This is a genomic window from Rhodopila sp., from assembly GCF_035548235.1.
Classification (GTDB): domain Bacteria; phylum Pseudomonadota; class Alphaproteobacteria; order Acetobacterales; family Acetobacteraceae; genus Rhodopila.
The window spans coordinates 1-19673 of the sequence record NZ_DASZTJ010000231.1; the positions used below are offsets into that span (position 1 = coordinate 1).

At 68.5% G+C, this 19673-nt stretch carries 21 protein-coding genes; 6 read left to right on the top strand and 15 right to left on the bottom strand.

Annotated features, from left to right (window positions below):
* Positions 1 to 82 precede the first annotated feature (82 nt).
* The gene (locus VHB27_RS18905) at positions 83 to 754 is read right to left on the bottom strand and encodes a LysE family translocator (protein WP_325603402.1); all 672 of its coding nucleotides are present in this window, start codon (positions 752 to 754) and stop codon (positions 83 to 85) included.
* A gap of 64 nt (positions 755 to 818) precedes the next feature.
* On the bottom strand, positions 819 to 2042 hold the full coding sequence (locus tag VHB27_RS18910; RefSeq protein WP_325603442.1) for an ABC transporter substrate-binding protein: 1224 nt from the start codon (positions 2040 to 2042) through the stop codon (positions 819 to 821).
* Between the two features lie 166 nt (positions 2043 to 2208).
* Here VHB27_RS18910 and VHB27_RS18915 point away from each other — a divergent pair, with 166 nt between their 5' ends.
* On the top strand, positions 2209 to 3993 hold the full coding sequence (locus VHB27_RS18915; protein ID WP_325603407.1) for an IlvD/Edd family dehydratase: 1785 nt from the start codon (positions 2209 to 2211) through the stop codon (positions 3991 to 3993).
* 67 nt (positions 3994 to 4060) lie between these two features.
* Here VHB27_RS18915 and VHB27_RS18920 read toward each other — a convergent pair whose 3' ends face one another.
* The 7 genes from VHB27_RS18920 to VHB27_RS18950 all read right to left on the bottom strand — a co-directional run bounded on the left by VHB27_RS18920 (position 4061) and on the right by VHB27_RS18950 (position 10952).
* Positions 4061 to 5491 (bottom strand): trypsin-like peptidase domain-containing protein, encoded by a 1431-nt coding sequence (locus VHB27_RS18920; protein ID WP_325603409.1) that lies wholly within the window; start codon positions 5489 to 5491, stop codon positions 4061 to 4063.
* Between the two features lie 406 nt (positions 5492 to 5897).
* Positions 5898 to 6371: an MmcB family DNA repair protein gene (locus VHB27_RS18925; RefSeq protein WP_325603411.1), complete on the bottom strand. Its 474-nt coding sequence runs from the start codon at positions 6369 to 6371 to the stop codon at positions 5898 to 5900.
* The gene (locus VHB27_RS18930) at positions 6368 to 6658 is read right to left on the bottom strand and encodes a 4a-hydroxytetrahydrobiopterin dehydratase (protein WP_325603413.1); all 291 of its coding nucleotides are present in this window, start codon (positions 6656 to 6658) and stop codon (positions 6368 to 6370) included. Before VHB27_RS18930 ends, VHB27_RS18925 begins: the two co-directional genes overlap by 4 nt.
* Before the next feature lie 103 nt (positions 6659 to 6761).
* Positions 6762 to 7898 (bottom strand): hypothetical protein, encoded by a 1137-nt coding sequence (locus tag VHB27_RS18935; RefSeq protein WP_325603415.1) that lies wholly within the window; start codon positions 7896 to 7898, stop codon positions 6762 to 6764.
* 17 nt (positions 7899 to 7915) lie between these two features.
* On the bottom strand, positions 7916 to 9334 hold the full coding sequence (locus VHB27_RS18940; protein WP_325603417.1) for a M20 family metallopeptidase: 1419 nt from the start codon (positions 9332 to 9334) through the stop codon (positions 7916 to 7918).
* An 89-nt stretch (positions 9335 to 9423) separates the two neighbouring features.
* Positions 9424 to 9990, bottom strand: coding sequence for a DNA-3-methyladenine glycosylase I (locus VHB27_RS18945; RefSeq protein WP_325603419.1), 567 nt, complete (start codon positions 9988 to 9990; stop codon positions 9424 to 9426).
* Positions 9987 to 10952 carry an acyl-CoA dehydrogenase family protein gene (locus VHB27_RS18950; RefSeq protein WP_325603421.1) on the bottom strand — a complete coding sequence of 322 codons (966 nt, stop codon included), beginning with the start codon at positions 10950 to 10952 and terminating at the stop codon, positions 9987 to 9989. The genes VHB27_RS18945 and VHB27_RS18950 overlap by 4 nt, the downstream gene beginning before the upstream one ends.
* Before the next feature lie 96 nt (positions 10953 to 11048).
* Between VHB27_RS18950 and VHB27_RS24815 the strand changes: the two genes are divergently transcribed.
* The gene (locus VHB27_RS24815; protein WP_408904023.1) at positions 11049 to 11279 is read left to right on the top strand and encodes a FitA-like ribbon-helix-helix domain-containing protein; all 231 of its coding nucleotides are present in this window, start codon (positions 11049 to 11051) and stop codon (positions 11277 to 11279) included.
* A 167-nt stretch (positions 11280 to 11446) separates the two neighbouring features.
* Here VHB27_RS24815 and VHB27_RS18955 read toward each other — a convergent pair whose 3' ends face one another.
* Positions 11447 to 12712, bottom strand: a complete 1266-nt coding sequence (locus VHB27_RS18955) for an acyl-CoA dehydrogenase family protein (RefSeq protein WP_325603423.1) — start codon at positions 12710 to 12712, stop codon at positions 11447 to 11449.
* Positions 12713 to 12714: 2 nt separating this feature from the next.
* A complete protein-coding gene (locus tag VHB27_RS18960) occupies positions 12715 to 13845 on the bottom strand; it encodes an acyl-CoA dehydrogenase family protein (RefSeq protein WP_325603425.1) in 1131 nt (376 codons plus the stop codon).
* A gap of 150 nt (positions 13846 to 13995) precedes the next feature.
* Here VHB27_RS18960 and VHB27_RS18965 point away from each other — a divergent pair, with 150 nt between their 5' ends.
* Entirely contained in the window at positions 13996 to 15237 is a 1242-nt protein-coding gene (locus VHB27_RS18965; RefSeq protein ID WP_325603427.1) for an LLM class flavin-dependent oxidoreductase, read from the top strand.
* 87 nt (positions 15238 to 15324) lie between these two features.
* Here the strand turns inward: VHB27_RS18965 and VHB27_RS18970 are convergent, their stop codons facing one another.
* Genes VHB27_RS18970 through VHB27_RS18980 form a run of 3 tightly spaced genes read right to left on the bottom strand, consistent with a single transcriptional unit; the run spans position 15325 to position 16563 of the window.
* Positions 15325 to 15924, bottom strand: coding sequence for a nitrile hydratase subunit alpha (locus VHB27_RS18970; protein WP_325603428.1), 600 nt, complete (start codon positions 15922 to 15924; stop codon positions 15325 to 15327).
* A 52-nt stretch (positions 15925 to 15976) separates the two neighbouring features.
* On the bottom strand, positions 15977 to 16255 hold the full coding sequence (locus VHB27_RS18975) for an SH3-like domain-containing protein (RefSeq protein WP_325603430.1): 279 nt from the start codon (positions 16253 to 16255) through the stop codon (positions 15977 to 15979).
* Positions 16255 to 16563 carry a nitrile hydratase gene (locus VHB27_RS18980; protein ID WP_325603434.1) on the bottom strand — a complete coding sequence of 103 codons (309 nt, stop codon included), beginning with the start codon at positions 16561 to 16563 and terminating at the stop codon, positions 16255 to 16257. The genes VHB27_RS18975 and VHB27_RS18980 overlap by 1 nt, the downstream gene beginning before the upstream one ends.
* 45 nt (positions 16564 to 16608) lie before the next feature.
* Here VHB27_RS18980 and VHB27_RS18985 point away from each other — a divergent pair, with 45 nt between their 5' ends.
* The 3 genes from VHB27_RS18985 to VHB27_RS18995 all read left to right on the top strand — a co-directional run bounded on the left by VHB27_RS18985 (position 16609) and on the right by VHB27_RS18995 (position 19207).
* Positions 16609 to 17367 carry an N-formylglutamate amidohydrolase gene (locus tag VHB27_RS18985; protein WP_325603436.1) on the top strand — a complete coding sequence of 253 codons (759 nt, stop codon included), beginning with the start codon at positions 16609 to 16611 and terminating at the stop codon, positions 17365 to 17367.
* Between the two features lie 272 nt (positions 17368 to 17639).
* Positions 17640 to 18293, top strand: a complete 654-nt coding sequence (nth, locus tag VHB27_RS18990; RefSeq protein ID WP_325603444.1) for an endonuclease III — start codon at positions 17640 to 17642, stop codon at positions 18291 to 18293.
* 389 nt (positions 18294 to 18682) lie between these two features.
* Entirely contained in the window at positions 18683 to 19207 is a 525-nt protein-coding gene (locus tag VHB27_RS18995; RefSeq protein WP_325603438.1) for a hypothetical protein, read from the top strand.
* A 149-nt stretch (positions 19208 to 19356) separates the two neighbouring features.
* Here VHB27_RS18995 and VHB27_RS19000 read toward each other — a convergent pair.
* Positions 19357 to 19673: DUF4238 domain-containing protein (locus VHB27_RS19000; protein ID WP_325603440.1), on the bottom strand; the 317-nt coding region annotated here is incomplete at its 5' end.

The following is a 19673-nucleotide window of genomic DNA, read 5'->3' on the forward strand; positions in this document are numbered from 1 at the left end:
AGGACGAAGGGGGCAGGACGAAGGGGGCAGGACGAAGGGGGCAGGACGAAGGGGGCGACCCAGGCGAAAGCGACGCAGGCCGTCAGGGCGTCACCGGGTTGCGCGCGTCGGCCAGGATACGCAGGCCGACGGCGACGAAGCAGACGCCGGCGACACGCTCGATGACATGGCGGGCGTGCGCGAAGCGGCGCATCACCGGGGGCGATGCCATGAACACCGACACGATCGCGTACCAGGTCGCGGCGCTGGCCATCACCAGGGCGATCATCAGCGCCATGACCCAGGCGGGCGTGTCGGCGGTGACGGCGGTGGCGAAGATGCTGGCGAACAGCACGACCGCTTTCGGGTTGGTCAGCGTCACGAAGAACCCGAACAGGAAGGCGCTGCCCTGCACGTCCGGCTGCATGTCCCCTGGCACATCCCCTGGCACATCCCCTTGCCGGACCTCTGCCGGCCGGGCCGCCCCCGGGCCGGCGAACACCAGCCGGACGCCGAGATAGATCAGGTAGGCGCCGCCGGCCACCCGCACCACCCAGGTCAGCCACTCGTAGTGCAGCATCACCGTCGACAGGCCCAGGATGCTGAGCGTGGCATAAACCCCCTGGCCCAGCGTGACGCCGGCCGTGGTTTTCAGGCCGCCGAGGGCGCCGCGGGTCATGGCGGAACGGACCACGCCGATGAAATCCGGGCCCGGCAGCAGCAGCGCCGGGATGAACACCCCGAACACGGGCAGCAGGATATGAAGCAGGTGCATCGCGTCCTCCGGATCGTCCCATCGGCGGGGGCGCCGCGCGTGGATGCGCGACGCCCTTCGCGGATCAGGCCTTGATGAACGCGCAGGCGCCGTCCTGCAATGGCCGGAACGCCTGCGCCGCCGGAACGTCGCCGATCTTCTTGTAGAGGTCCCAGGGGCCCTTGCTCTCGGCCGGCGTCTTCACCTGGAACAGATAGACCGGGTGCAGCACGCGCCCGTCCTCGCGCACCGACCCGGCGCCGAAACAGTCATCGTCCGTCGGCATCCGCTTCATCGCCTCCACGGCATCGCGTCCCGACGCCTTCGCGCGCGCCGCGCCCAGTTGGGCGACGGCCTTCAGGTAGTGGACCGTCGCGCCATAGGCGCAGGCATGCTCCCCGTTCGGCACGTTGTTCGGCGTCTTCGGCTTTACGCGCGCGGCGAAGCCTCGGGTCCGCTCGTTCAGGTCCCAGTAGAACGGCTCGTTCAGCAGCAGGCCCTCCGCGGCGCCGGCGCCCAGCGTATGGATGTCGGTGATGTAGGTGACCATGCCCACCAGCCGCGTGCCGGACGACGCCAGGCCGAACTCGTGCGACTGCTTGACGCAGTTCACCAGGTCGCCCGCGGCGTTGCAGAACGCCACGACGTTCGCGCCGCTCGCCTGGGCCTGGACCAGGAAGGAGGAGAAATCGGTCGTCGCCGGAAACGGATAGGCGACGGAGCCCATCACCTTGCCGCCCGCGGCCTGCACCACCTGCGCGGTCTGCTGCTGGATCAGGTGGCCGAACGTGTAGTCCGCCACGATGAAGAACCACTTGTCGCCGCCGGTCCGCAGCACCGCGTTGCCGGTCGCGTGCGCGTCGCACCACGTGTCGTTCAGCCAGTGCACCATGTTCGGGCTGCAGCCGCTGCCCGTCAGGTCGGCCGAGGCGGCGCCGGTGCAGAGCTGCACCTTGTCCTTCTCGGTGACCAGGCCGTTGATCGCCAGCGCGATCGAGCTGTTGTTCACGTCCAGCACCGCATCGACGTCGTCGCGATCGAACCATTGGCGAGCGATCGACATGCCGATATCGGCCTTGTTCTGGTGATCGGCCGCCAGCACCTCCACGCGGATGCCGCGGGCCGCGAGTTCCAGGTCCTCGATGGCCTGCCGGGCACAGGCGACGACGGTCGGCCCGCCGGTGTCGTGGTACGGACCGGACATGTCGGTCAGCACCCCGATCCTGATCGGGCGCTCTTGCGCTCGTATCCGGGTCGCGAAGCCGATCGAGGCCGCGCCGGCCAGAATACCACGCCGTGTCGTAAGCATACGTTCCACTCCAAGTTTCTTATCCGGCAAATGTTCCCCAATCGGCGCGGCGGGGAAAGCCTCTCGCCCGAGCTGCGCCCCTCCGGTGGGGATGCCGCGCGCTGGGGTCGTCCCGGCTTGACCGCCGCTGCCGTGCCTGACAACTCTCCGCGCGGAGGTGCGTCCCATGGCCGACGAAGAACCCAAACGCCTGCGTTCCCGCCGCTGGTTCGATGAACCCGCCGATCCGGCGATGACCGCGCTCTACCTGGAGCGCTACATGAACTACGGCATCACCCCGCAGGAATTGCGGGGCGGCAAGCCGATCATCGGCATCGCGCAGACCGGGTCGGACCTCTCGCCCTGCAACCGCCACCACGTGGAACTCGCCAGCCGGATCCGCGACGGCATCCGCGACGCGGGCGGCGTGCCGCTGGAGTTCCCCTGCCACCCGATCCAGGAAACGGGGAAGCGCCCGACCGCCGCGCTGGACCGCAACCTGGCCTATCTGTCGCTGGTGGAGGTGCTGCACGGCTACCCGCTGGACGGCGTCGTGCTGACCACCGGCTGCGACAAGACCACGCCGGCGATGATGATGGGCGCCGCCACGGTCAACATCCCCGCCATCGTGCTGTCCGGCGGGCCGATGCTGGACGGCTGGTGGAAGGGGCGCCTCTCCGGCTCCGGCACCATCGTCTGGGAGGGCCGCAAGCTCTATGCCGAGGGCAAGATCGGCTATGACGAGTTCATGGACATGGTGTCGTCCTCGGCCCCTTCGGTCGGGCATTGCAACACCATGGGCACCGCCAGCTCCATGAACGGCCTGGCGGAAGCGCTGGGCATGTCATTGCCCGGCTGCGCCGCCATTCCGGCGCCGTATCGCGAACGCGGCTGGATGGCGTACGAGACCGGGCGGCGCATCGTGGACATGGTGAAGGAGAACCTGCGTCCCTCCGACGTCATGACGAAGAAGGCGTTCGAGAACGCGGTGGTCGCCGCCGCCGCGCTGGGCGCGTCGTCCAACTGTCCGATCCACATGGTCGCGGTTGCCCGCCACATGGGCGTGGAGCATTCGCTGGATGACTGGCAGCGCCTGGGGCCGGAGATCCCGCTGCTGGTCGACATGCAGCCGGCCGGCCGGTTCCTGGGCGAGAAGTTCTTCCGGGCGGGCGGCGTCCCGGCGGTGATGAAGGAACTGCTGAAGGCCGGGAAGCTGCATGGCGACGTCATGACCGTCACCGGCAAGACCCTGGCCGAGAACCTGAAGGACGTCCCGGACGGCGATCGGGAGGTGATCCGGTCCTATGACAAGCCGCTGATGGAAGCCGCCGGCTATGTGGTGATGTCGGGCAACCTGTTCGACAGCGCGGTGATGAAGATCAGCGTCATCGACAAGGATTTCCGCACCCGCTTCCTGTCCAACCCGGACCGCCCGAACGTGTTCGAGGGCAAGGCCATCGTCTTCGACGGGCCGGAGGACTACCACCACCGCATCGAAGACCCCGACCTGGGCGTCGAGGAGCAGTCGGTGCTGATCATCCGCAACTGCGGCGCCGTCGGCTATCCCGGCAGCGCCGAGGTGGTGAACATGCAGCCCCCGGCCGCGCTGCTGAAGCAGGGCATCATGACGCTGCCGACCATGGGCGACGGCCGCCAGTCGGGCACGTCCGGGTCGCCGTCGATCCTGAACGTCTCGCCCGAGGCCGCCGTCGGCGGCGGGCTGGCGATCCTGAAGACCGGCGACCGCATCCGCATCGACCTGAACACCCGCAAGGTCGACGTCCTGCTGCCGCCCGGCGAGTTGGAGGCTCGGAAGGCCGCCTGGACGCCGCCCAAGCTGCTCAGCATGACCCCGTGGGAGGAGATCTACCGCTCCATGGTCGGGCAGTTGGGGCAGGGCGCGTGCCTGGAACCGGCGACGCTGTTCCTGAACGTGATCGAGACGCGCGGGGAGTCGCGCAACAACCACTGATACCTCGGGGCACTGATACCCTGGGGCACTGATACCCTGGGGCGCCAGGCGGGATCAGACCCCGGGATCAGAATCCGTCCGGCCCGGCCTCCAGCGCGAACCACTTCGGACCGGGGACTTTCCGGACCTTGGGCCAGATCAGGAACAGCACGTAGCGCCGCTTTGCCGCCCGCTCCGCCGCGATGGCCGACAGCACGTCCGCCTTCGTGAAGACCGGCTTGTCCTGCACGCGCAGCACCACGTCCCCTGTCTTCAGGCCGCGCCGCGCGGGGTCGGAGTTGGGGGGAAGGGCGGCGATCAGGACGCCTTCCTTATAGGTCGACAGCCCCAGCCTGGCGCGTTCGTCCGCCGGCAGCGGCGCCAGCGTCAGGCCCAGGTCGGGCGGGATGTGGATCATCGGCTGCCGCGTCTTCACCGGCGCGTCCAGCGCCTCCCATTGGTTGCGCGGCCACTCGCCGGTGACGACATGCAATTCCTGCGGCCTGCCGTTCCGTTCCACGCCCAGCGTGATCGTCTTGCCGACATCGCTCTCGGCGATGTCGCGCAGCAAGGCCCGCTCGTCCGATGGCGTCCGCCCGTCGAAGGTCATGATGACGTCGCCTACGCGCAGGCCGGCCTTCCCCGACGGCCCGTCGGGACTGACCCAGGACACGATCGAGCCGCGCGCCTGCTCCATCCCCAGCGACTGCGCGATCTCCGGGGTGACGTCCTGGAGCTTCAGGCCGATCCAGGCGGGCCGCACCCAGCCATAGGTCATCAGCCGCTTGATGACGAACTCGGCGCTGCGGGCGGGGATGGCGAAGCCGAGGCCGGCCGACCCGGTGGTGGGCGAGATGATGGCCGAGTTCACGCCGACCACCTGGCCCTTCATGTTGAACAGCGGCCCACCCGAATTGCCGTGGTTGATCGTCGCGTCCGTCTGGATCAGGTCGTCGTAGGGCGAGTTCTGGATGTCGCGGTTCAGTCCGCTGACGATGCCGGCCGATACCGACAGGCCGATGCCGAACGGGTTGCCGGCGGCGAAGACCTGGTCGCCGACCTGCACCATGTCGCTGTCGCCCCAATGCGCCGCCTGCAGCGGATGGTCGACGTCGATCTTGACCAGCGCGATGTCGGCCAGGCGCGACGCGCTGAGGGTCCGGCCGAGGTGCCGGGTGCCGTCGGACAGGGTCACGACGGTCTTAAACGAGTCCTCCACGACGTGGTAATTGGTGACGATCACGCCGGACGGGTCGATGACGAAGCCGGACCCGACATAGTCCTTCACGGTCGTCGGTGCGTTGGGATTGGCGGGCGCTGCCTTCGGCGGCGTTTGGGGGGCGGCCGCCTGCGCCGGGTCGGTGGGGGGAGAGTTCAGCGGCTCCACCTTGCTGGTCGTGATGTTCACCACCGTCGGCAGCAGGGACTGGATCAGGTCGCCCTTGGGCGGACCGATATCGGCGGCCGCGGCCGGCTGGCGTATCACGCAGACGGGCGCGGCGAGGCCCAGCAGGGTCACGCACAGAACAATCCTGAGACGCCGTGGGACGGTTTGGGATGCCGGGGTCGATCCGATCCGCTTCATGCCGATGAACTTTCGTGTTCGCGCTGCGCGCCGTCTGGTGGAGAGCCGCACCGTTGCCGCGACCCTGGGGCGGCCGACCTTGGGGTCGTTGGCAACGGCGCGGCCGAGCGCCATCAAACTAGGTTCGATGCCGTAAGTTCAAGCCGTCTCGATCGGATGGCGGCCATAAGGCTGGGGGGCAGGAGCGCGATGGCCGGAGGGGGAAACCCGGAGGTCTGAATCGCGCGACCAAACGAACAGGCGCGATGGCCGGAGGGGGAAACCCGAAGGTCTGAATCGCGCGACCAAACGAACAGGCGCGATGGCCGGAGGGAGAAACACGGAGGCCTGAATCGCGCGATCAGGCGTCGTTCAGCGCCAGCATCAGGTCCGCGACGCCGGCGGGGTCGTCCCGCGCGGCCAGCCGCCCGGCGGCGAGCCAGGCGAACCGCTCCGTCAGCGCCTTGCGGCGCGGCGCGGGCAGGCGGATTGCCAGGGGCTCGCGCAGCATGTCGGCCTCGCGGTCGGCGCACACGATCAGGCCGGTCTCCGGCGGCAGGACGTCGCGCGGGAAGTCGCAGTCGACGGCGAAGAAGAACTGGTCGCAGAACGGCTGGTACTCGGTCCACTTGCCGTCGGAGAGGTAGTCGCGCAGGCAGGATTTCACCTCGATGCAGGCGAAGCCGCCGCCGGGCTGCAGGGCCAGGATATCGGCCCGCCGGCCGTTCGCAAGCCGCACCTCGTGCAGCGGCGCCCAGCCCAGGCGCAGGCACAGCCGGGACGCCGCCAGCCGGACCAGCGCGGTGCGTTCCGGGGCGCTGAGCAGGCCGCTCATGCCACCAAGCGGTTGATCGCCTGGGCCAGGCGGACGTCGTTGTCGGACAGGCCGCCGACGTCGTGCGTGGACAGTTCGATCCGCACCGTGTTCCAGACATTCGCCCAGTCCGGATGGTGGTCCATCTTCTCGGCCAGCAGGGCGACGCGGGTCATGAAGCCCCAGGCCTCGCTGAAGTCGGCGAACTTGAATTCCCGGCGGATGGCGTCCTTGTCGAGCGCCGGCGTCCATCCGGGCACCGTGGCGCCCAGGGAGGCGCGCTGTTCATCGGTCAATCGCTTGGCCATGTCTCGGTCTCCTGTGCGCTGGCCTGTCGTCATGGCAGGCAACGGGTCTCAAACGCCTGATCGCAACGCGGCGACGCCCCCTGACGTGGCCGGCGGCGGGCACTTATTCCGACGCTGCCACGGAAAGCGTGCGGAAGGCGGCCGCGAGGCGCCGGTCGTCCTTTCCACCCGTCATCTGCAGCGGACTCGCCGCGTCCGGATGCTCGAATACAAGCTCGATCTGGTCCCGGTTCCGCAAGATGTCGCCGGGAAACGTGAAAGCCACGTCCCCGCGCGGAAGCGGATTGAAGCTGTGAACCATCGAACCATTGACGACGACCCCAAGGCGCTGCCCCGGAAGCGCCGGGGGTGCGGTGAACGGGACGACATGCATGTCGACCCGATAACGGTCGGCGGGCCGAGGGACAGGCAGACGGAGGGCGCTGCGGTCGTTGACCGACCAGCAGTAACCCTTCTCCTGCCCGGACCATCCTTCGCCGAGATAGGCCGCGGCGTTGCCGTCGACACCGAACGCGACCTCGATCCGATCCGGGGCCGGAGGCGAAGCCGCTGCGGCCACGGCCGCCGCACCTTCGGGTCGTCGTGCCTCGGGTCGTCGTACCTCGGGGCGTCGTGCCTCGGGGCGTCGTGCATGGGCCTGGCGGAGCATGGCGATCCACGACGGGACATCCAGGTCCGGAACGTGGTGGCGCGGCGCCAACCCGCTGACATATCCGACCATCAGCCGGTCGTCGATGACATCGACGCTGCCGGCCGGATGACCGGGCCGCGCGGCTTGAACCCAGAGCAGGACGGCAGGACCGTATGTCGCCACGGCCTGTCGCAGGTCGTTGAGGCCGTTCGCCAGCAAGGGCTCGTTCTGCCGGAACACCATCGTCTTCTCGCCGGACGTCAGGTCGGCGACCAGCTTGTCTGCCAGGAACGGAAGGATCCGGGCCTGCTGGCGGTGCAGCGCGTCCGGGTCCGCCTGACCGACCTTGGCGTCGGCGTGATAGACGATGCCGTGGCGGGGCAGGTGGACCATGTATTCGCCGTTTTCCGGAACGATCCGGACAGCCTCGGCGTCGGCGATCCCGGCGAACCGCGTCCGCAGGCCCGTCACCAGGCTGGCCAGGCTGATCCCGGCAAAGCGGAGCAGCCCCAGCGGTTCCGCGTACACGCGGCGCTGCAGCAGGCCGAGTTCGCAATTGTCGCCGAGGCTTTCGAAGGCGGTGACAAGCTCGACGTCGGAGGGCGGCATCCGCGCCGTCTTCCGCCTCAGGCCGACATCTTGATCGGCGGATCGAGGTCGGCCGGCAGCGGGCAGACATACGGCGTCTTGCCGACCCGAGCGGCATGGTCGGCCTTGGCGCGGGCGCGGAGGGTCTCGTCGCGGATGGCGTCGACCGCCGTGCCCGCCATCACCTTGGCCACGTGCACCAGCCCCTTGTGCGCCGCCGGCAGCTTGCCCTGTCCGGTCAGCTGCCAGGAATGCCCCGGCGTGCCGATCGCATAGGTCGCGCCGCGCGCCTGCACCGTGGGCACCACCCAGGACACGTCGCCGACATCGGTCGAGCCGATGCCGCCGTCGGGTCTCGCGTCCGCGGGGATGACCGCATCGCACAGCGGCGTGTTCGGACGCACCGGGATGCCGGCGCGACGGTACGCCGCCGCGATGTCCTCGTCCGTCAGCGTCGCCTGGAACTTGGCCGCCGTCTTGCGGTCCGCCTCGTCGAACGGCGGCGGGCCGAGGCGTTCCAGGTTGTCCTGCATCGCCTTCTCCAGCGGCGTGTTGGCCAGCAGGTTGGATACGGCGGAAACCACCTGGCTGGTGACCGTGGTCTCGGTCATCAGCGCGGCGCCGTCGGCGATCTTCCTGACGCGCTCGATCAGCCGCGACAGGTCCGGCAGGTTCGTCGCGCGGATCAGGTAGCGGACCTTGGCGAAGGCCTGCACCACGTTCGGCGCCACGCCGCCGGCGTCCAGGATCGCGGAGTGGATACGCGCGTCGGACGGCATGTGTTCACGCATGTAGTTCACGCCGACGCTCATGAGTTCCAGCGCATCCAGCGCGCTGCGCCCCAGATGCGGCGACGCCGCGGCATGCGACGCTCGGCCGCTGAACGAGAAGTCGATCCGCGTGTTCGCCAGCGACGTCGCCGGGTTGACGCCGGAGAACGAGGACGGGTGCCAGGAGATCGCGATGTCCACGTCGCTGAACGCGCCGGCACGGGCCATGAACCCCTTGGCGGCGCCGCCTTCCTCGGCCGGGCAGCCGTAATAGCGGACGCGGCCCTTGATGCCGTTCGCCGCCAGCCAGTCCTTCACCGCGGCGGCCGCCAGCATGGAGGCGGACCCCAGCAGGTTGTGCCCGCAGCCATGGCCGAAGCCGCTGCCGGGCAGGGGCTTGGGTTCGGCGACGCCGGCTTCCTGCGACAGGCCGGGCAGGGCGTCGTACTCGCCCAGGATGGCGATGACGGGGCCGCCCTCGCCGGCCTCGCCCATCACCGCGGTCGGGATGCCGGCGACGCCCTCGGTCACGCGGAAGCCCTTGGCCTTGAGCATCGCGGTGTGTTCGGCGCAGGACTTGAACTCGGTGTAGCAGAGTTCGGGGATCTCCCAGACGCGGTCCGACAGGGCGATCAGGTCATCCTGGTGCTTGTCGACGAGGCGCCAGATTTCCTCGGAATTCTGCATGACGGGTCCTTTCCGGTGGGGACGCGGAGGCTAGCATGGCGCGATGGGGGCGGGAAGAATCGCGGCCCCTTTTCACCCGCCGACCCGCATCAACCCCCCGCCCGGAAGCAGCTCACCAGGTGGTCGTCCACCATCCCCGTCGCCTGCATGAACGCATAGCAGATGGTGGACCCGACGAAGCGGAAGCCGGCCTTCTTCAGCGCCTTGCTCATGGCGTCCGAGACCGGCGTCGTCGCCGGCACCTGCGACCGTTCGGTCCAGCCGTTGCGCGTCGGCGTGTGGTCCACGAACGACCACAGATACCGGTCCAGGCTGCCGTGCCGGCGGATCGCGGCCTGCGCCGCTTGGGCGTTGTCGCGCACGGAATAGATCTTCAGCCGGTTGCGGATCAGCGGCGAGTCCGCGATCAGCGCCTCCAGCTCCGCATCGGCCATCCGCGCGACGCGGTCGATGTCGAAGCCGTGGAAGGCCTTGCGATAGGCGTCGCGGCGGGCCAGCACCGTGCTCCAGGACAGGCCGGCCTGCGCGCCCTCCAGCGTCAGCAGTTCGAACAGCGTCCGGTCGTCGTGCTCCGGCACGCCCCATTCCGTGTCGTGATAGGCCTGCATGGCCTTGTTGTCGGTCATCGCCCAATGGCAGCGAGGCTTGTCGGTCATGGCGTGCGCATCGCCGCTTCGCCCAGCCGGGTCTGGCGCATCAGGCGCGGTCCTTTCGCGATAGCCAGAACGGCGGCCAGGTCGGTCAGCGTTTCCGTTTCCCCCACCAGCGCGCGCAGGCGGGCGGCGATGTCGAGCGCCAGCACCCGCAGCCCCACCAGCGTGGCGTCGCCGGTCTGGAACCGCCCGGCGTCGAGCGCGGCGACGACCGCGTCCGCCCCCGCCTCATACACCGAAGTCAGCGCGACGACGGCGCCCAGTTCGGCGGCGTCGGCGTCCCTGATCCGCGCCGCGTGGCGCAAGGCGCCGAGGACGGCGAAGGTGCCGACCGCGTCTTCCACGTCGCGGAAGGGCAGGGCCATGCGGTCATAGGCGGTGCCGGGCTCGCCCAGCAGCGCGTCGGCGGGGACCTGGCAGTCCAGCGTCACCAGGCAGTGCCGGGACGGGCGCAGGGCGTGGAAGCCGGGCATGGCCTGCAGCGCCAGTCCCGGCGTGGTCCGGGGGACGATGAAGGCGCTGTAGCGCTTGCGCCCGAGGTTTTCCTGCGTGATCGCGAAGACGATGATCGCGTCGGCGGAGGGACCGTTGCTGACCCACGCCTTCCGCCCCGTGATCCGCCATCCCGCCGCGACCCGGTCCGCTCGGGTGGTCAGCAGCTTGGGATGCGCGCCGACCTCCGGCTCCGAGATCGCGACGGACAGCGCCTTGCCGGCCCAGGCGGCACGCTGGGCCTCGGTGCCATGGGCCAGGAAGTGGCGGTAGACGAGTTGCCGCCCGCCCCAGACCGAGGCGAGGCCGAGCAGGCCGGTGCGGGCGACGATGGCGGACTTGGTGCGGGCGATGGCGGCGTAGTCGGGGCAGGGGGCCAGCAGCCCGGCCTCCGCCATGCCGGACAGCGGGTCGGCGACGGGATCCGGGTTCAGGCGGAGCCAGGTGGCGATCGGGTCTGGGGTATCGGTCATCGCCGGGATGGTGGCATGGCAGGGGCGGGGTGCGAAGGGATCATGTCTGCCTGCAACGCATGCAACGCCTACATTCTTCCAGGCGAGAGAGGCATCATGACCACATTGACCATTCGCAACGTGGACACACGGACCCGGGACCGTTTGCGCGTCCGCGCCGCCCGTCGCGGTCATTCCATGGAAGCGGCGTTGCGGGCGATCCCCGCCGATGCCCTGGCGCGCGACGATGAAGAAACGGGACTGGACCTCGTCCGTCCGATCCGAGCGCGGTTCGCGCCCTTCGGGGAAGTTGTCATCCCGGAACATCCAGGCCCGCCTGCGCTTTAGGACGCGTTGATCGGCTCGATTGCCAGAGCCACGGGCACGAGCGTCGCGACACGCGATGTTCGCGGATTTCCGGCTGTGGGTTCGAGGCCATCGATCCGTGGCAACAGCCGGGGTGATCGGGCATCGCGCACCAGGTCGCACGCGACGCCCGGCAGGGGGCGATGCCCCTACCGTCCCGCCGTCACCATGTTCTTCGGCACGTCCCGGAACGGCCGGTCGTTGTCCGTCCGAGGCTCCTTCGGCATCGCCAGCACCCGTTCGCTGATGATGTTCTTCTGGATCTCGTCCGTTCCGCCCGCGATCGACCCGGCGGGCACGGACACCAGGATCTCCGCGATCGTCCCGTTCATCGGCCCGTCCTCGCCGGTCAGCATCGCGTCCGCCCCGGTGATCAGCGTATGGACCTGCGCCGCCAGCCGCGCCACGTTCGACGACGCCAGCTTGCCCAGCGACCCTTCCGGCCCCTGTGGTTTCCCCTGCAACTGCGCCGCCCGCGCCCGCCGCGCCATCCATTCCGCGGATTTCGACAGCGTCAGCAGCCGAGCGATCTCCTGCCGCACGACGGGGTCGGCGATCCTGCCGGTTTCCTTGGCGCGCTCGATCACCAGGTCCACGCGGCCGGCGCGCTGCGGATACCACCTGTACGGCTCCATCACCGTCTGGGTCTCGGCGCGTTCTTCGTCGTAGATGCGGCCTTTGCCTTTGCTGCCCTGGCCCCAGGTGCGGATGCCGTCGGCCTCGCGGCGTTCGTGCATCAGCGTCGTGGTCGCCACCGCCCAGCCCTTGCCGATATCGGCGACAAGGTTTTCCGGCGGCACCTCGGCGTCGGTGAAGAACACCTGGTTGAACGACGCATGCCCGTTCATCTGGCGCAGAGGATGCACCTGCACGCCCGGCTGGTGCATGTCGATCACGAAATAGGTCAGTCCCTGGTGCTTCGGCGCGTCCCAGTCGGTGCGGGCCAGCAACAAGCCCCAGTCGGCATGGTGCGCGCTGGTGGTCCACACCTTCTGTCCGTTGATCACCCAGCGGTTGCCCTTGAACGCGGCCCGCGTCATCGCGCCGGCCAGGTCCGACCCGCTGCCCGGCTCGCTGAACAACTGGCACCAGGTGTCCTCGCCCGACAGGCTGCGGCGCAGCCATTTCTCCTTCTGCGCCGGCGTGCCGTGCGCCAGCAGCGTCGCGGCGGCGAGGCGGCGGATGCCGGTGCGTGCGACGCCGATCGCGCCGATGCGCTGCATCTCCTCCTCGACCACCGGCGCCAGCGCGGCGGGCAGGTCCATGCCGAACCAGTCCTTGGGCCAGGTCGGCACGCCCCAGCCGGACGAGATCAGCGTGTTGCGCCACGCGACCAACCCCTGGCCGGGGTTCCAGTTCGCCTCCAGCCAGGCACGGACATCGGCGCGGACTTGGGCTTCGGTGAATTCGGTCATGCTCAAGCCCCCCAAACCTGCATCATCAGCTCCCGGTGATAGGCCGGGTTGCCCAGGAACACCTCGCTGCTCTTGGCCCGCTTGAACCACAGGTGAGTGTCATTGTCCCAGGTGAAGCCGATCCCGCCATGGATCTGGATCGTGTGTATGGCGGTCTGCATATACGCCTCCGACGCCGCCGCCTTGGCCAGCGACGCCACGGCGCGCAGGTCCGGCTCGTCGTCGGCCGCGGCCGCCGCGGCGTAGTATGCGGCGGACTTCGCCAGCTCCACGTCCAGCAGCATGTCCGCCTGCTTGTGCTTCATCGACTGGAACGAAGCGATCGCGCGCCCGAACTGCACGCGCAGGTTGGCGTATTCCAGCGCCGACTCGCGCAGCCGCTCCGCGCCCCCGACCATCTCGTTGGCCAGGCACGCCGCCGCCTGGGTCAGCGTGCGCGCGAACGGCGCGGCGCCCGCGCCCTCCTCGCCCAGCAGCGTGGCCTCCACGCCCTGGAACGTCAGCAGCGCCAGCTTGCGGGTCGGGTCCATCACCTTCAGCGCCCGCCGCGCCAGCCCCGGCGCATCCCCGCGCACGGTGAAGAACGACAGCCCGTCGGATCCGGAAGACCCCGGCCGCCGCGCCACCACCACGATCAGGTCGGCCGAGGCGCCGTCCACCACGAAGCTCTTGACCCCGTCCAGCCTGTAGCCGCCGCCGGCCTTGGCCGCGGTCATCGCCACCCCGGTCGCGTCCCAGCGCCCGTTCGGTTCGGTGAACGCCAGCGTCGCGATCGTGTCGGCATCCGCGATCCCCGGCAGCAGGTCCTTCTTCTGCGCCTCGGTCCCCGCGTTCAGGATCGCCGTCGCCGCCAGCACCGTGGAGGCGAAATACGGCGCGCACAGCAGCGCCCGCCCCATCTCCTCCAGCACGATGCCAAGCTCCACGAAGCCGAACCCCTGGCCGCCATAGGCTTCGGGGATGTGCACCGCGCACAGGCCCAACTGCTGGTTCAGCTCCCGCCACGCCGCGCGGTCCCAGCCGATCTCGGTCTCCATCAGCTTGCGCACGGCGGTGGGCGGCGATTTCTCCTCCAGGAAGCGGCGGAGCACCGAACGGAACTCCTCCTGCTCCGCGGTGAACGTGAATTGCATGGGTTTCCTCCAGCCGGTCGGCACCTAGTCTGCTTTGTCGCGGGCACATTGCTGGCGATGGGCCGGTTCGGCAAGCGCCGCGCCGCCTGATTTGTCAGCGATGCGCCGCTTGGGGCATCCTGGCCGCGATAGCAACCCGGAGCCGCCCGCATGCCGCGTCTGAAATTCGGCGCCTTCCTCGCGCCGCACCACCCGATCGGCGAAAACCCGCTGCTGCAGTTCCGCCGCGACCTCGACCTCGTGGAGCATCTCGAACGCCTGGGCTACGACGAGTTCTGGTGCGGCGAGCACCATTCCAGCGGCTGGGAGATGATCGCCTCGCCCGAGATGTTCCTCGCCGCCGCGGCGGAGCGGACGAAGCGGATCAAGCTCGCGACCGGCGTCGTTTCGCTGCCGTATCACCACCCGTTCCACGTGGCGCAGCGCATCGTGCAGCTCGACTGGATGAGCGGCGGGCGCGTGATCTTCGGATCGGGACCGGGCGCGCTGGCGTCGGACGCGCACGCGCTGGGCGTCGACCCGATGCTGCAGCGCGACCGCCAGGACGAGGCGATCGGCGTCATCCGCCGCCTGTTCGGCGGCGAGCGGATCACCATGAAGTCCGACTGGTTCGAGCTGAACGACGCGGCGCTGCAATTGCTGCCGTACCAGGAGGACCTGCCGTTCGCCGTCGCCTCGCAGATCAGCCCCTCGGGCATGACGCTGGCCGGCAAGCACGGGATCGGCATCATCTCGATCGGCTCGCTGTCCGAGGAAGGGCTGAACGCGCTGCCCACGCAATGGGGCTTCGCGGAGAGCGCGGCGGCCAAGCATGGCCGGACGGTCGACCGCAAGAACTGGCGCGTGCTGCTGAGCTGGCACGTTGCCGAGACGCGGGAGAAGGCGATGGAGCAGGCGCGCGACGGCCTGTTCCGTCACCATAACGAATACATCTCCGCCACGCTGCAGCGCCCCGGCGCGAAGCCGTTCAAGACGCCCGAGGAAGCGGTGGAGAAAATGGCCTACGCCCCCGGCGCGGCGGCGACGATCGGCACGCCGGACGACCTGGTGGAGCGGATCAAGGCGGTGCTGGAGGTCTCCGGCGGCTTCGGCACCGTCGTCGGGTTCGTACACGACTGGGCGAACCCCGAGAACACGATGCGGAGCTGGGACATGGTCGCCCGCTACGTCGTGCCGGAGATCAACCGCTATACCGCCGAACTGCGGAAATCGCGGGAGTTCGTGGCCAACAACCGCGAATACTTCGATCGCGCGAAGGATGCGATCATGGCGAAGATCACGGAAAACGAGGCTGCGGCGGCTGCGCTGGCGGTCACCAAGTCCCCCATGCTCGCCGCCTCATCCAGCAACGTCCCCGACTTCGACGCTGTCCGGAAGAAGCTGGCGGGGTAGGGGCCGGAGGGTCGGGGGATGCCCCGACCCCGTGTCACGGAACCGCGGCCGCCAGGCCCGTCCCTCGCGTTTTTCGGTCCCCGGCCCCTAAGCCCGCGGGACCGTCACCCCGATCATGTCGCCCTCGCGGACCATCGCCGCGAGCCGAGCCTCGTCCCACCCCTCCGTGCCGGGGGGGCGCATGGGCAGCACCATCCAGCGGTAATCGGCGGTCGAATCCACGACCCGCAGCGTCACGCCGTCGGGGATCACCGTCTTCCACTCCGACGCCAGCAACCCCCGCGGGTCGCGCACCGCCCGCGCGCGGAAGGCCGCGGACTTGTACCAGAACGGCGGATAGCCCAGCACCGCGCGCGGATAGCAACTGCACAGCGTGCAGACCACGAGGTGGTGCAGCTCCGGCGTGTTCTCCAGCACGCCCAGCGGCGGCATGCCCCGCATCGGGATGCCCATCGCCTCGGCTGCCTTGGTCCCGTCCGCCAGCATCAGCGCGTGATAGGCGGGGTCGGTCCAGGCCTTGGCGACCATGCGCGCGCCCTGGCCGGGATTGGCGCTGTCGGTCAAGGCGAGCCGTTCCTGCAGCTCCTGCGTGTTCACCAGGCCTTTCTGCTCCAGCAGGGCGCGGACCGCCCGCAGCAGGCGGGGGCCGTCGGTCTCCAGGATCGCGGTCGAGGGAGCGGTCGTCATGCAACCTCCTGCCCAAATGGTTTCATAGCAAACGGTTTCATGGCGTACGGCCTCACGGCTTCTCCAGCCAATGCTCGTAGATCTCCACCTGGACCTCGTCGTTGGGCGGGCCTTCGGGCCACAGCGTCTGCCGCGGGAAGCGGACATGGTACAGCGGCTTCGTCGCGGCGGGGCGGGCGAAGGCCAGGTCCTCGGGGTTGGGGAAGGAGCCCAGCAGGCGCACGACCCGGCCGGTCGCGCCCCGCAGGTAGTACGGCGTGCGGATATGCACCGGCCCCCGCTGTTCGGGCCAGTCGTCCTTCACCCGCACCGTCTCGCCCGGTTGGAACATCACCTCGTCTCCAGCGCCGCCCGCAGCTCGGCTTCCGTCAGGATGCCCTTGCGCAGCAGGTTGTCGGTGATCGCGCGGATCCAACGGCGGTAATAGCTCAGCCGGTGGTAGTCGGCGTCGGGGATCGATTCGATCCCCCGCCGCAGCTCATCCACCGTCATGATCGCCTTGGCGCCCAGCACGCCGCGCAACGCGTCGACCTCGCGGTCGAATTCGGTCAGCCCGTGCGGCTCGACGTCCACGGCGTCGCACATGAACTTGCTGGCGCCGCCGAGGTCGTGGTTGGCCCGTTTCGCTTCCTTGTCCATGGGACGACGTTAGCGCATCCTTGTCCGGTTGCAACAGGACCGCCCATGCTTCTGACCCCCGCCGATCCGCCCCCGTTCGAGGTCCTCCGCGCGGCCGGCACCAGCGCGTTCTTCCTCACCGGCGACCATGCCGGACGCGCCATCCCGGCCGCGCTGGGCGATCTGGGCGTGCCGGCGGCGGAGATGGGGCGGCACATCGCCTGGGACATCGGCATCGCCGGCGTCACCCGGCACCTGTCGGCGCTGCTCGACGCGACGGCGGTCCTGCAGGCCTATTCGCGGCTGGTCATCGACTGCAACCGCAACCCGGCCTGGCCCTCGGCGATGCCGGAGGTCAGCGAGTATACGCCGGTCCCCGGCAATGCCGGCCTGTCCGACGCCGGGAAGCAGGAACGGGTGGCGGAGATCTTCCGCCCTTACCACGCGCGCATCGCCGACCTGCTGGATGCCCGCGCCGGGCGGCGCACGATCTTCGTGGCGATGCACAGCTTCACCCCGTCCTTCAAGGGCGAGAGCCGAGCGATGCAGGTCGGCGTGCTGTACGACAAGGACGCGCGGCTGGCGGGGATCATGCTGGACCTGCTGCGGCAGGAGGGCGACCTGGCGATCGGGGAGAACGCGCCCTATGCCCTGACCGGGCAGACCGACTACAGCGTGCCGACCCATGCCGAATCCCGCGGCCTGAGCCACCTGGAGATCGAGATCCGCCAGGACCTGATCGCCGACGAAGCCGGCCAGCGCGCCTGGGCGGAACGCTTCGCCCGCCTGCTGCCGCGCGCCGGCGCCGCGCTGGCCGCTGCTTGACCCGCATGACCCCGAAACCCGGAGCAACGACCATGGGCCCGACCCGTATGGCCGAGACCCGTACGGCTGCCGCCGCCAAGGCCAGGAACCCCAAGGCCACGAACCCCAAGGCCAGGACGTCCACGGTCGCCACCCTCGACGCCAAGGCCGTCAACCCCAAGGCCCCCAGGGCCAAGACCCGCAAGACCGCGACCCCGAAGACCGTCGTCGCCAAGACGCCCAAGGCCGCGACCGCCAATCCCGACGCCACGCCCGCAAAAGCCGCAAGGCCCATGACCCGCGCGCAGGTGGCCGCGTTCATCGAGGCGCTGGCGACGCACAACCCCGCGCCCGAGACCGAACTGCACTACGCCGACCCGTTCACGCTGCTGGTCGCGGTGGTGCTGTCGGCGCAGGCGACCGACGCCTCGGTCAACAAGGCGACGCCGACCCTGTTCCGCGCCGCCCCGACGCCCCGGGCGATGGTCGAGCTGGGGGTGGCGGGCGTCGCTTCCCATATCCGCTCCATCGGCCTGTGGCAGACCAAGGCGCGCAACGTGGTGGCACTCGCTCGGGCGCTGGAGGAGACCTATGGCGGCCGCGTGCCCGAGGACCGCGACGCGCTGGAGGCATTGCCCGGCGTCGGCCGCAAGACCGCGAACGTGGTGCTGAACGTGGCCTTCGGGCACGCGACGATGGCGGTGGACACGCATATCTTCCGCATCGGCAACCGCACCGGCCTGGCCCCGGGCAAGACGCCGCGGGAGGTGGAGGACGGGCTGGTCAAGCGCATCCCCAAGGCGTTCCTGCGCGACGCGCACCACTGGCTGATCCTGCACGGCCGCTATGTCTGCAAGGCCCGCCGGCCGGAGTGCTGGCGCTGCGTCGCGGCGGCCTGGTGCGGCTACCGGGACAAGACGCCGACGCCGGAGGCGGCCGAGGCGTAGGGCGGGCGATGGGGGTGCCCAAGGGGGGCTTTTCTAAGGGGCTTTCCCGAAGACGATTATACTTTTTGCAAACACGGCGGCCTTCGACCCAACCCGGACGCGAATGGGCTGGTCATGCGACCCAGAAAGCGGACATTGGCCTGACTCCTTGTTCGCCGTCAGACGATACGTGCACCGTCTCCCAAGCGGGCATACGAGCAACAGATGTTGGTGATGGAATTGCGGTATCTCGGCCAGTCGACGGTGAGTGATCCCGATTGTGCGAGCATGCTTCCAGCACGAGATTCTCGGCGCGTGCTTTGCCCATGCGGGCGACTTCAGTAGTGGTGAGCTCATTCATGCCGCTAGTGTAGCACATGCCTACAAGCACATTTGTCCACAGGGAAACAATGCCTAATCTGCGAGTCGGGAAGAACTGGTATGTGTTGTCGGGCTCTGACGCTGAAGTCGTACTGGGGTATGCCATTGGCCGGGCGTTCGTCAAACTACAGCAGCTAGAATTTGGGATCATCTCCTTTCTGAACATGCTGAGCGGTGGGACAAATGACCCTGCAACAGGGTTCGATATCTTTGCTTCCAAGACTTTTGGAAATCTCGTTCGTGAGATGCGCAGGCACACTTTTCTGGTGGCACTTGCTGATGAGATGCAAACCACGAAAGCCAAGCGGGATTTCTTCATCCACAAGTTTCTATTCCACAGATACGGCGGTGAATTGATGACCACGGACGAGGAGTATGAGTTGCTGATCCAAGAAGCTCATGAACTCGGCGCCCTGTTCGGTAACGCCAAGACTCGATTTCAGGATTTCATGATCGATAGGTCGTCCATCGAGATGTTCGCGGTCAAGCTTGATCCTCATACCGGCGAGATCGATATCCGCGAATCGGACGCGATAAAGGCGCGACGGTCATAGCAATCGCCCGAAGCCGATCACTCGAAACTAGACCACCGCGCCCTCACGCCGAGACGGTTGCAGACAAATCGTAACTGCCGAGTGTCCTTCGCCCACACGAGCTTGCGAGCCTGTCGTACGATTAGGTCGTTCAGTACCTCGACAGGTTTTCAGGCGTTTTGGAAAATCGCATGGACATCTTGCATCGTTCGCGGTGTATCGGTGGCGACGAATATACGCTCGGGCGAAATTGGCATGACAATGTGCGAGCGGGGACGGATCATGCCGTTAGACACAACAATGGGTCGATCGGATGTCAGGAGCGTGTAGTCCAGTTGATTAACCCGAATGATGCCCCACTGGAGATTGTTGATGTGGTTGCCAATTGTCTCGCTGTCCATACTTTGCTGGAGCACGCGCAAAGTCAGCTCCTGAAATGTCGTATCGGTTACCGTCGTTAGAAAGTCCTCGAAAGTGGCCGGATCAT

Excerpts from the sequence above, each read along its gene's own strand:
- VHB27_RS18975 (WP_325603430.1), bottom strand. The coding sequence starts at position 16,255 with ATGTTCCAACCGGGCGAGACGGTGCGGGTGAAGGACGACTGGCCCGAA.
- VHB27_RS24815 (WP_408904023.1), top strand. The coding sequence starts at position 11,049 with ATGACCACATTGACCATTCGCAACGTGGACACACGGACCCGGGACCGT.
- VHB27_RS18945 (WP_325603419.1), bottom strand. The coding sequence starts at position 9,990 with ATGACCGACAAGCCTCGCTGCCATTGGGCGATGACCGACAACAAGGCC.
- nth (WP_325603444.1), top strand. The coding sequence starts at position 17,640 with ATGACCCGCGCGCAGGTGGCCGCGTTCATCGAGGCGCTGGCGACGCAC.
- VHB27_RS18985 (WP_325603436.1), top strand. The coding sequence starts at position 16,609 with ATGCTTCTGACCCCCGCCGATCCGCCCCCGTTCGAGGTCCTCCGCGCG.
- VHB27_RS18925 (WP_325603411.1), bottom strand. The coding sequence starts at position 6,371 with ATGAGCGGCCTGCTCAGCGCCCCGGAACGCACCGCGCTGGTCCGGCTG.
- VHB27_RS18960 (WP_325603425.1), bottom strand. The coding sequence starts at position 13,845 with ATGCAATTCACGTTCACCGCGGAGCAGGAGGAGTTCCGTTCGGTGCTC.
- VHB27_RS18955 (WP_325603423.1), bottom strand. The coding sequence starts at position 12,712 with ATGACCGAATTCACCGAAGCCCAAGTCCGCGCCGATGTCCGTGCCTGG.
- VHB27_RS18930 (WP_325603413.1), bottom strand. The coding sequence starts at position 6,658 with ATGGCCAAGCGATTGACCGATGAACAGCGCGCCTCCCTGGGCGCCACG.
- VHB27_RS18995 (WP_325603438.1), top strand. The coding sequence starts at position 18,683 with ATGCCTAATCTGCGAGTCGGGAAGAACTGGTATGTGTTGTCGGGCTCT.
- VHB27_RS18915 (WP_325603407.1), top strand. The coding sequence starts at position 2,209 with ATGGCCGACGAAGAACCCAAACGCCTGCGTTCCCGCCGCTGGTTCGAT.
- VHB27_RS18910 (WP_325603442.1), bottom strand. The coding sequence starts at position 2,042 with ATGCTTACGACACGGCGTGGTATTCTGGCCGGCGCGGCCTCGATCGGC.
- VHB27_RS18970 (WP_325603428.1), bottom strand. The coding sequence starts at position 15,924 with ATGACGACCGCTCCCTCGACCGCGATCCTGGAGACCGACGGCCCCCGC.
- VHB27_RS18950 (WP_325603421.1), bottom strand. The coding sequence starts at position 10,952 with ATGACCGATACCCCAGACCCGATCGCCACCTGGCTCCGCCTGAACCCG.
- VHB27_RS18935 (WP_325603415.1), bottom strand. The coding sequence starts at position 7,898 with ATGCCGCCCTCCGACGTCGAGCTTGTCACCGCCTTCGAAAGCCTCGGC.
- VHB27_RS18905 (WP_325603402.1), bottom strand. The coding sequence starts at position 754 with ATGCACCTGCTTCATATCCTGCTGCCCGTGTTCGGGGTGTTCATCCCG.
- VHB27_RS18940 (WP_325603417.1), bottom strand. The coding sequence starts at position 9,334 with ATGCAGAATTCCGAGGAAATCTGGCGCCTCGTCGACAAGCACCAGGAT.
- VHB27_RS18980 (WP_325603434.1), bottom strand. The coding sequence starts at position 16,563 with ATGGACAAGGAAGCGAAACGGGCCAACCACGACCTCGGCGGCGCCAGC.
- VHB27_RS18965 (WP_325603427.1), top strand. The coding sequence starts at position 13,996 with ATGCCGCGTCTGAAATTCGGCGCCTTCCTCGCGCCGCACCACCCGATC.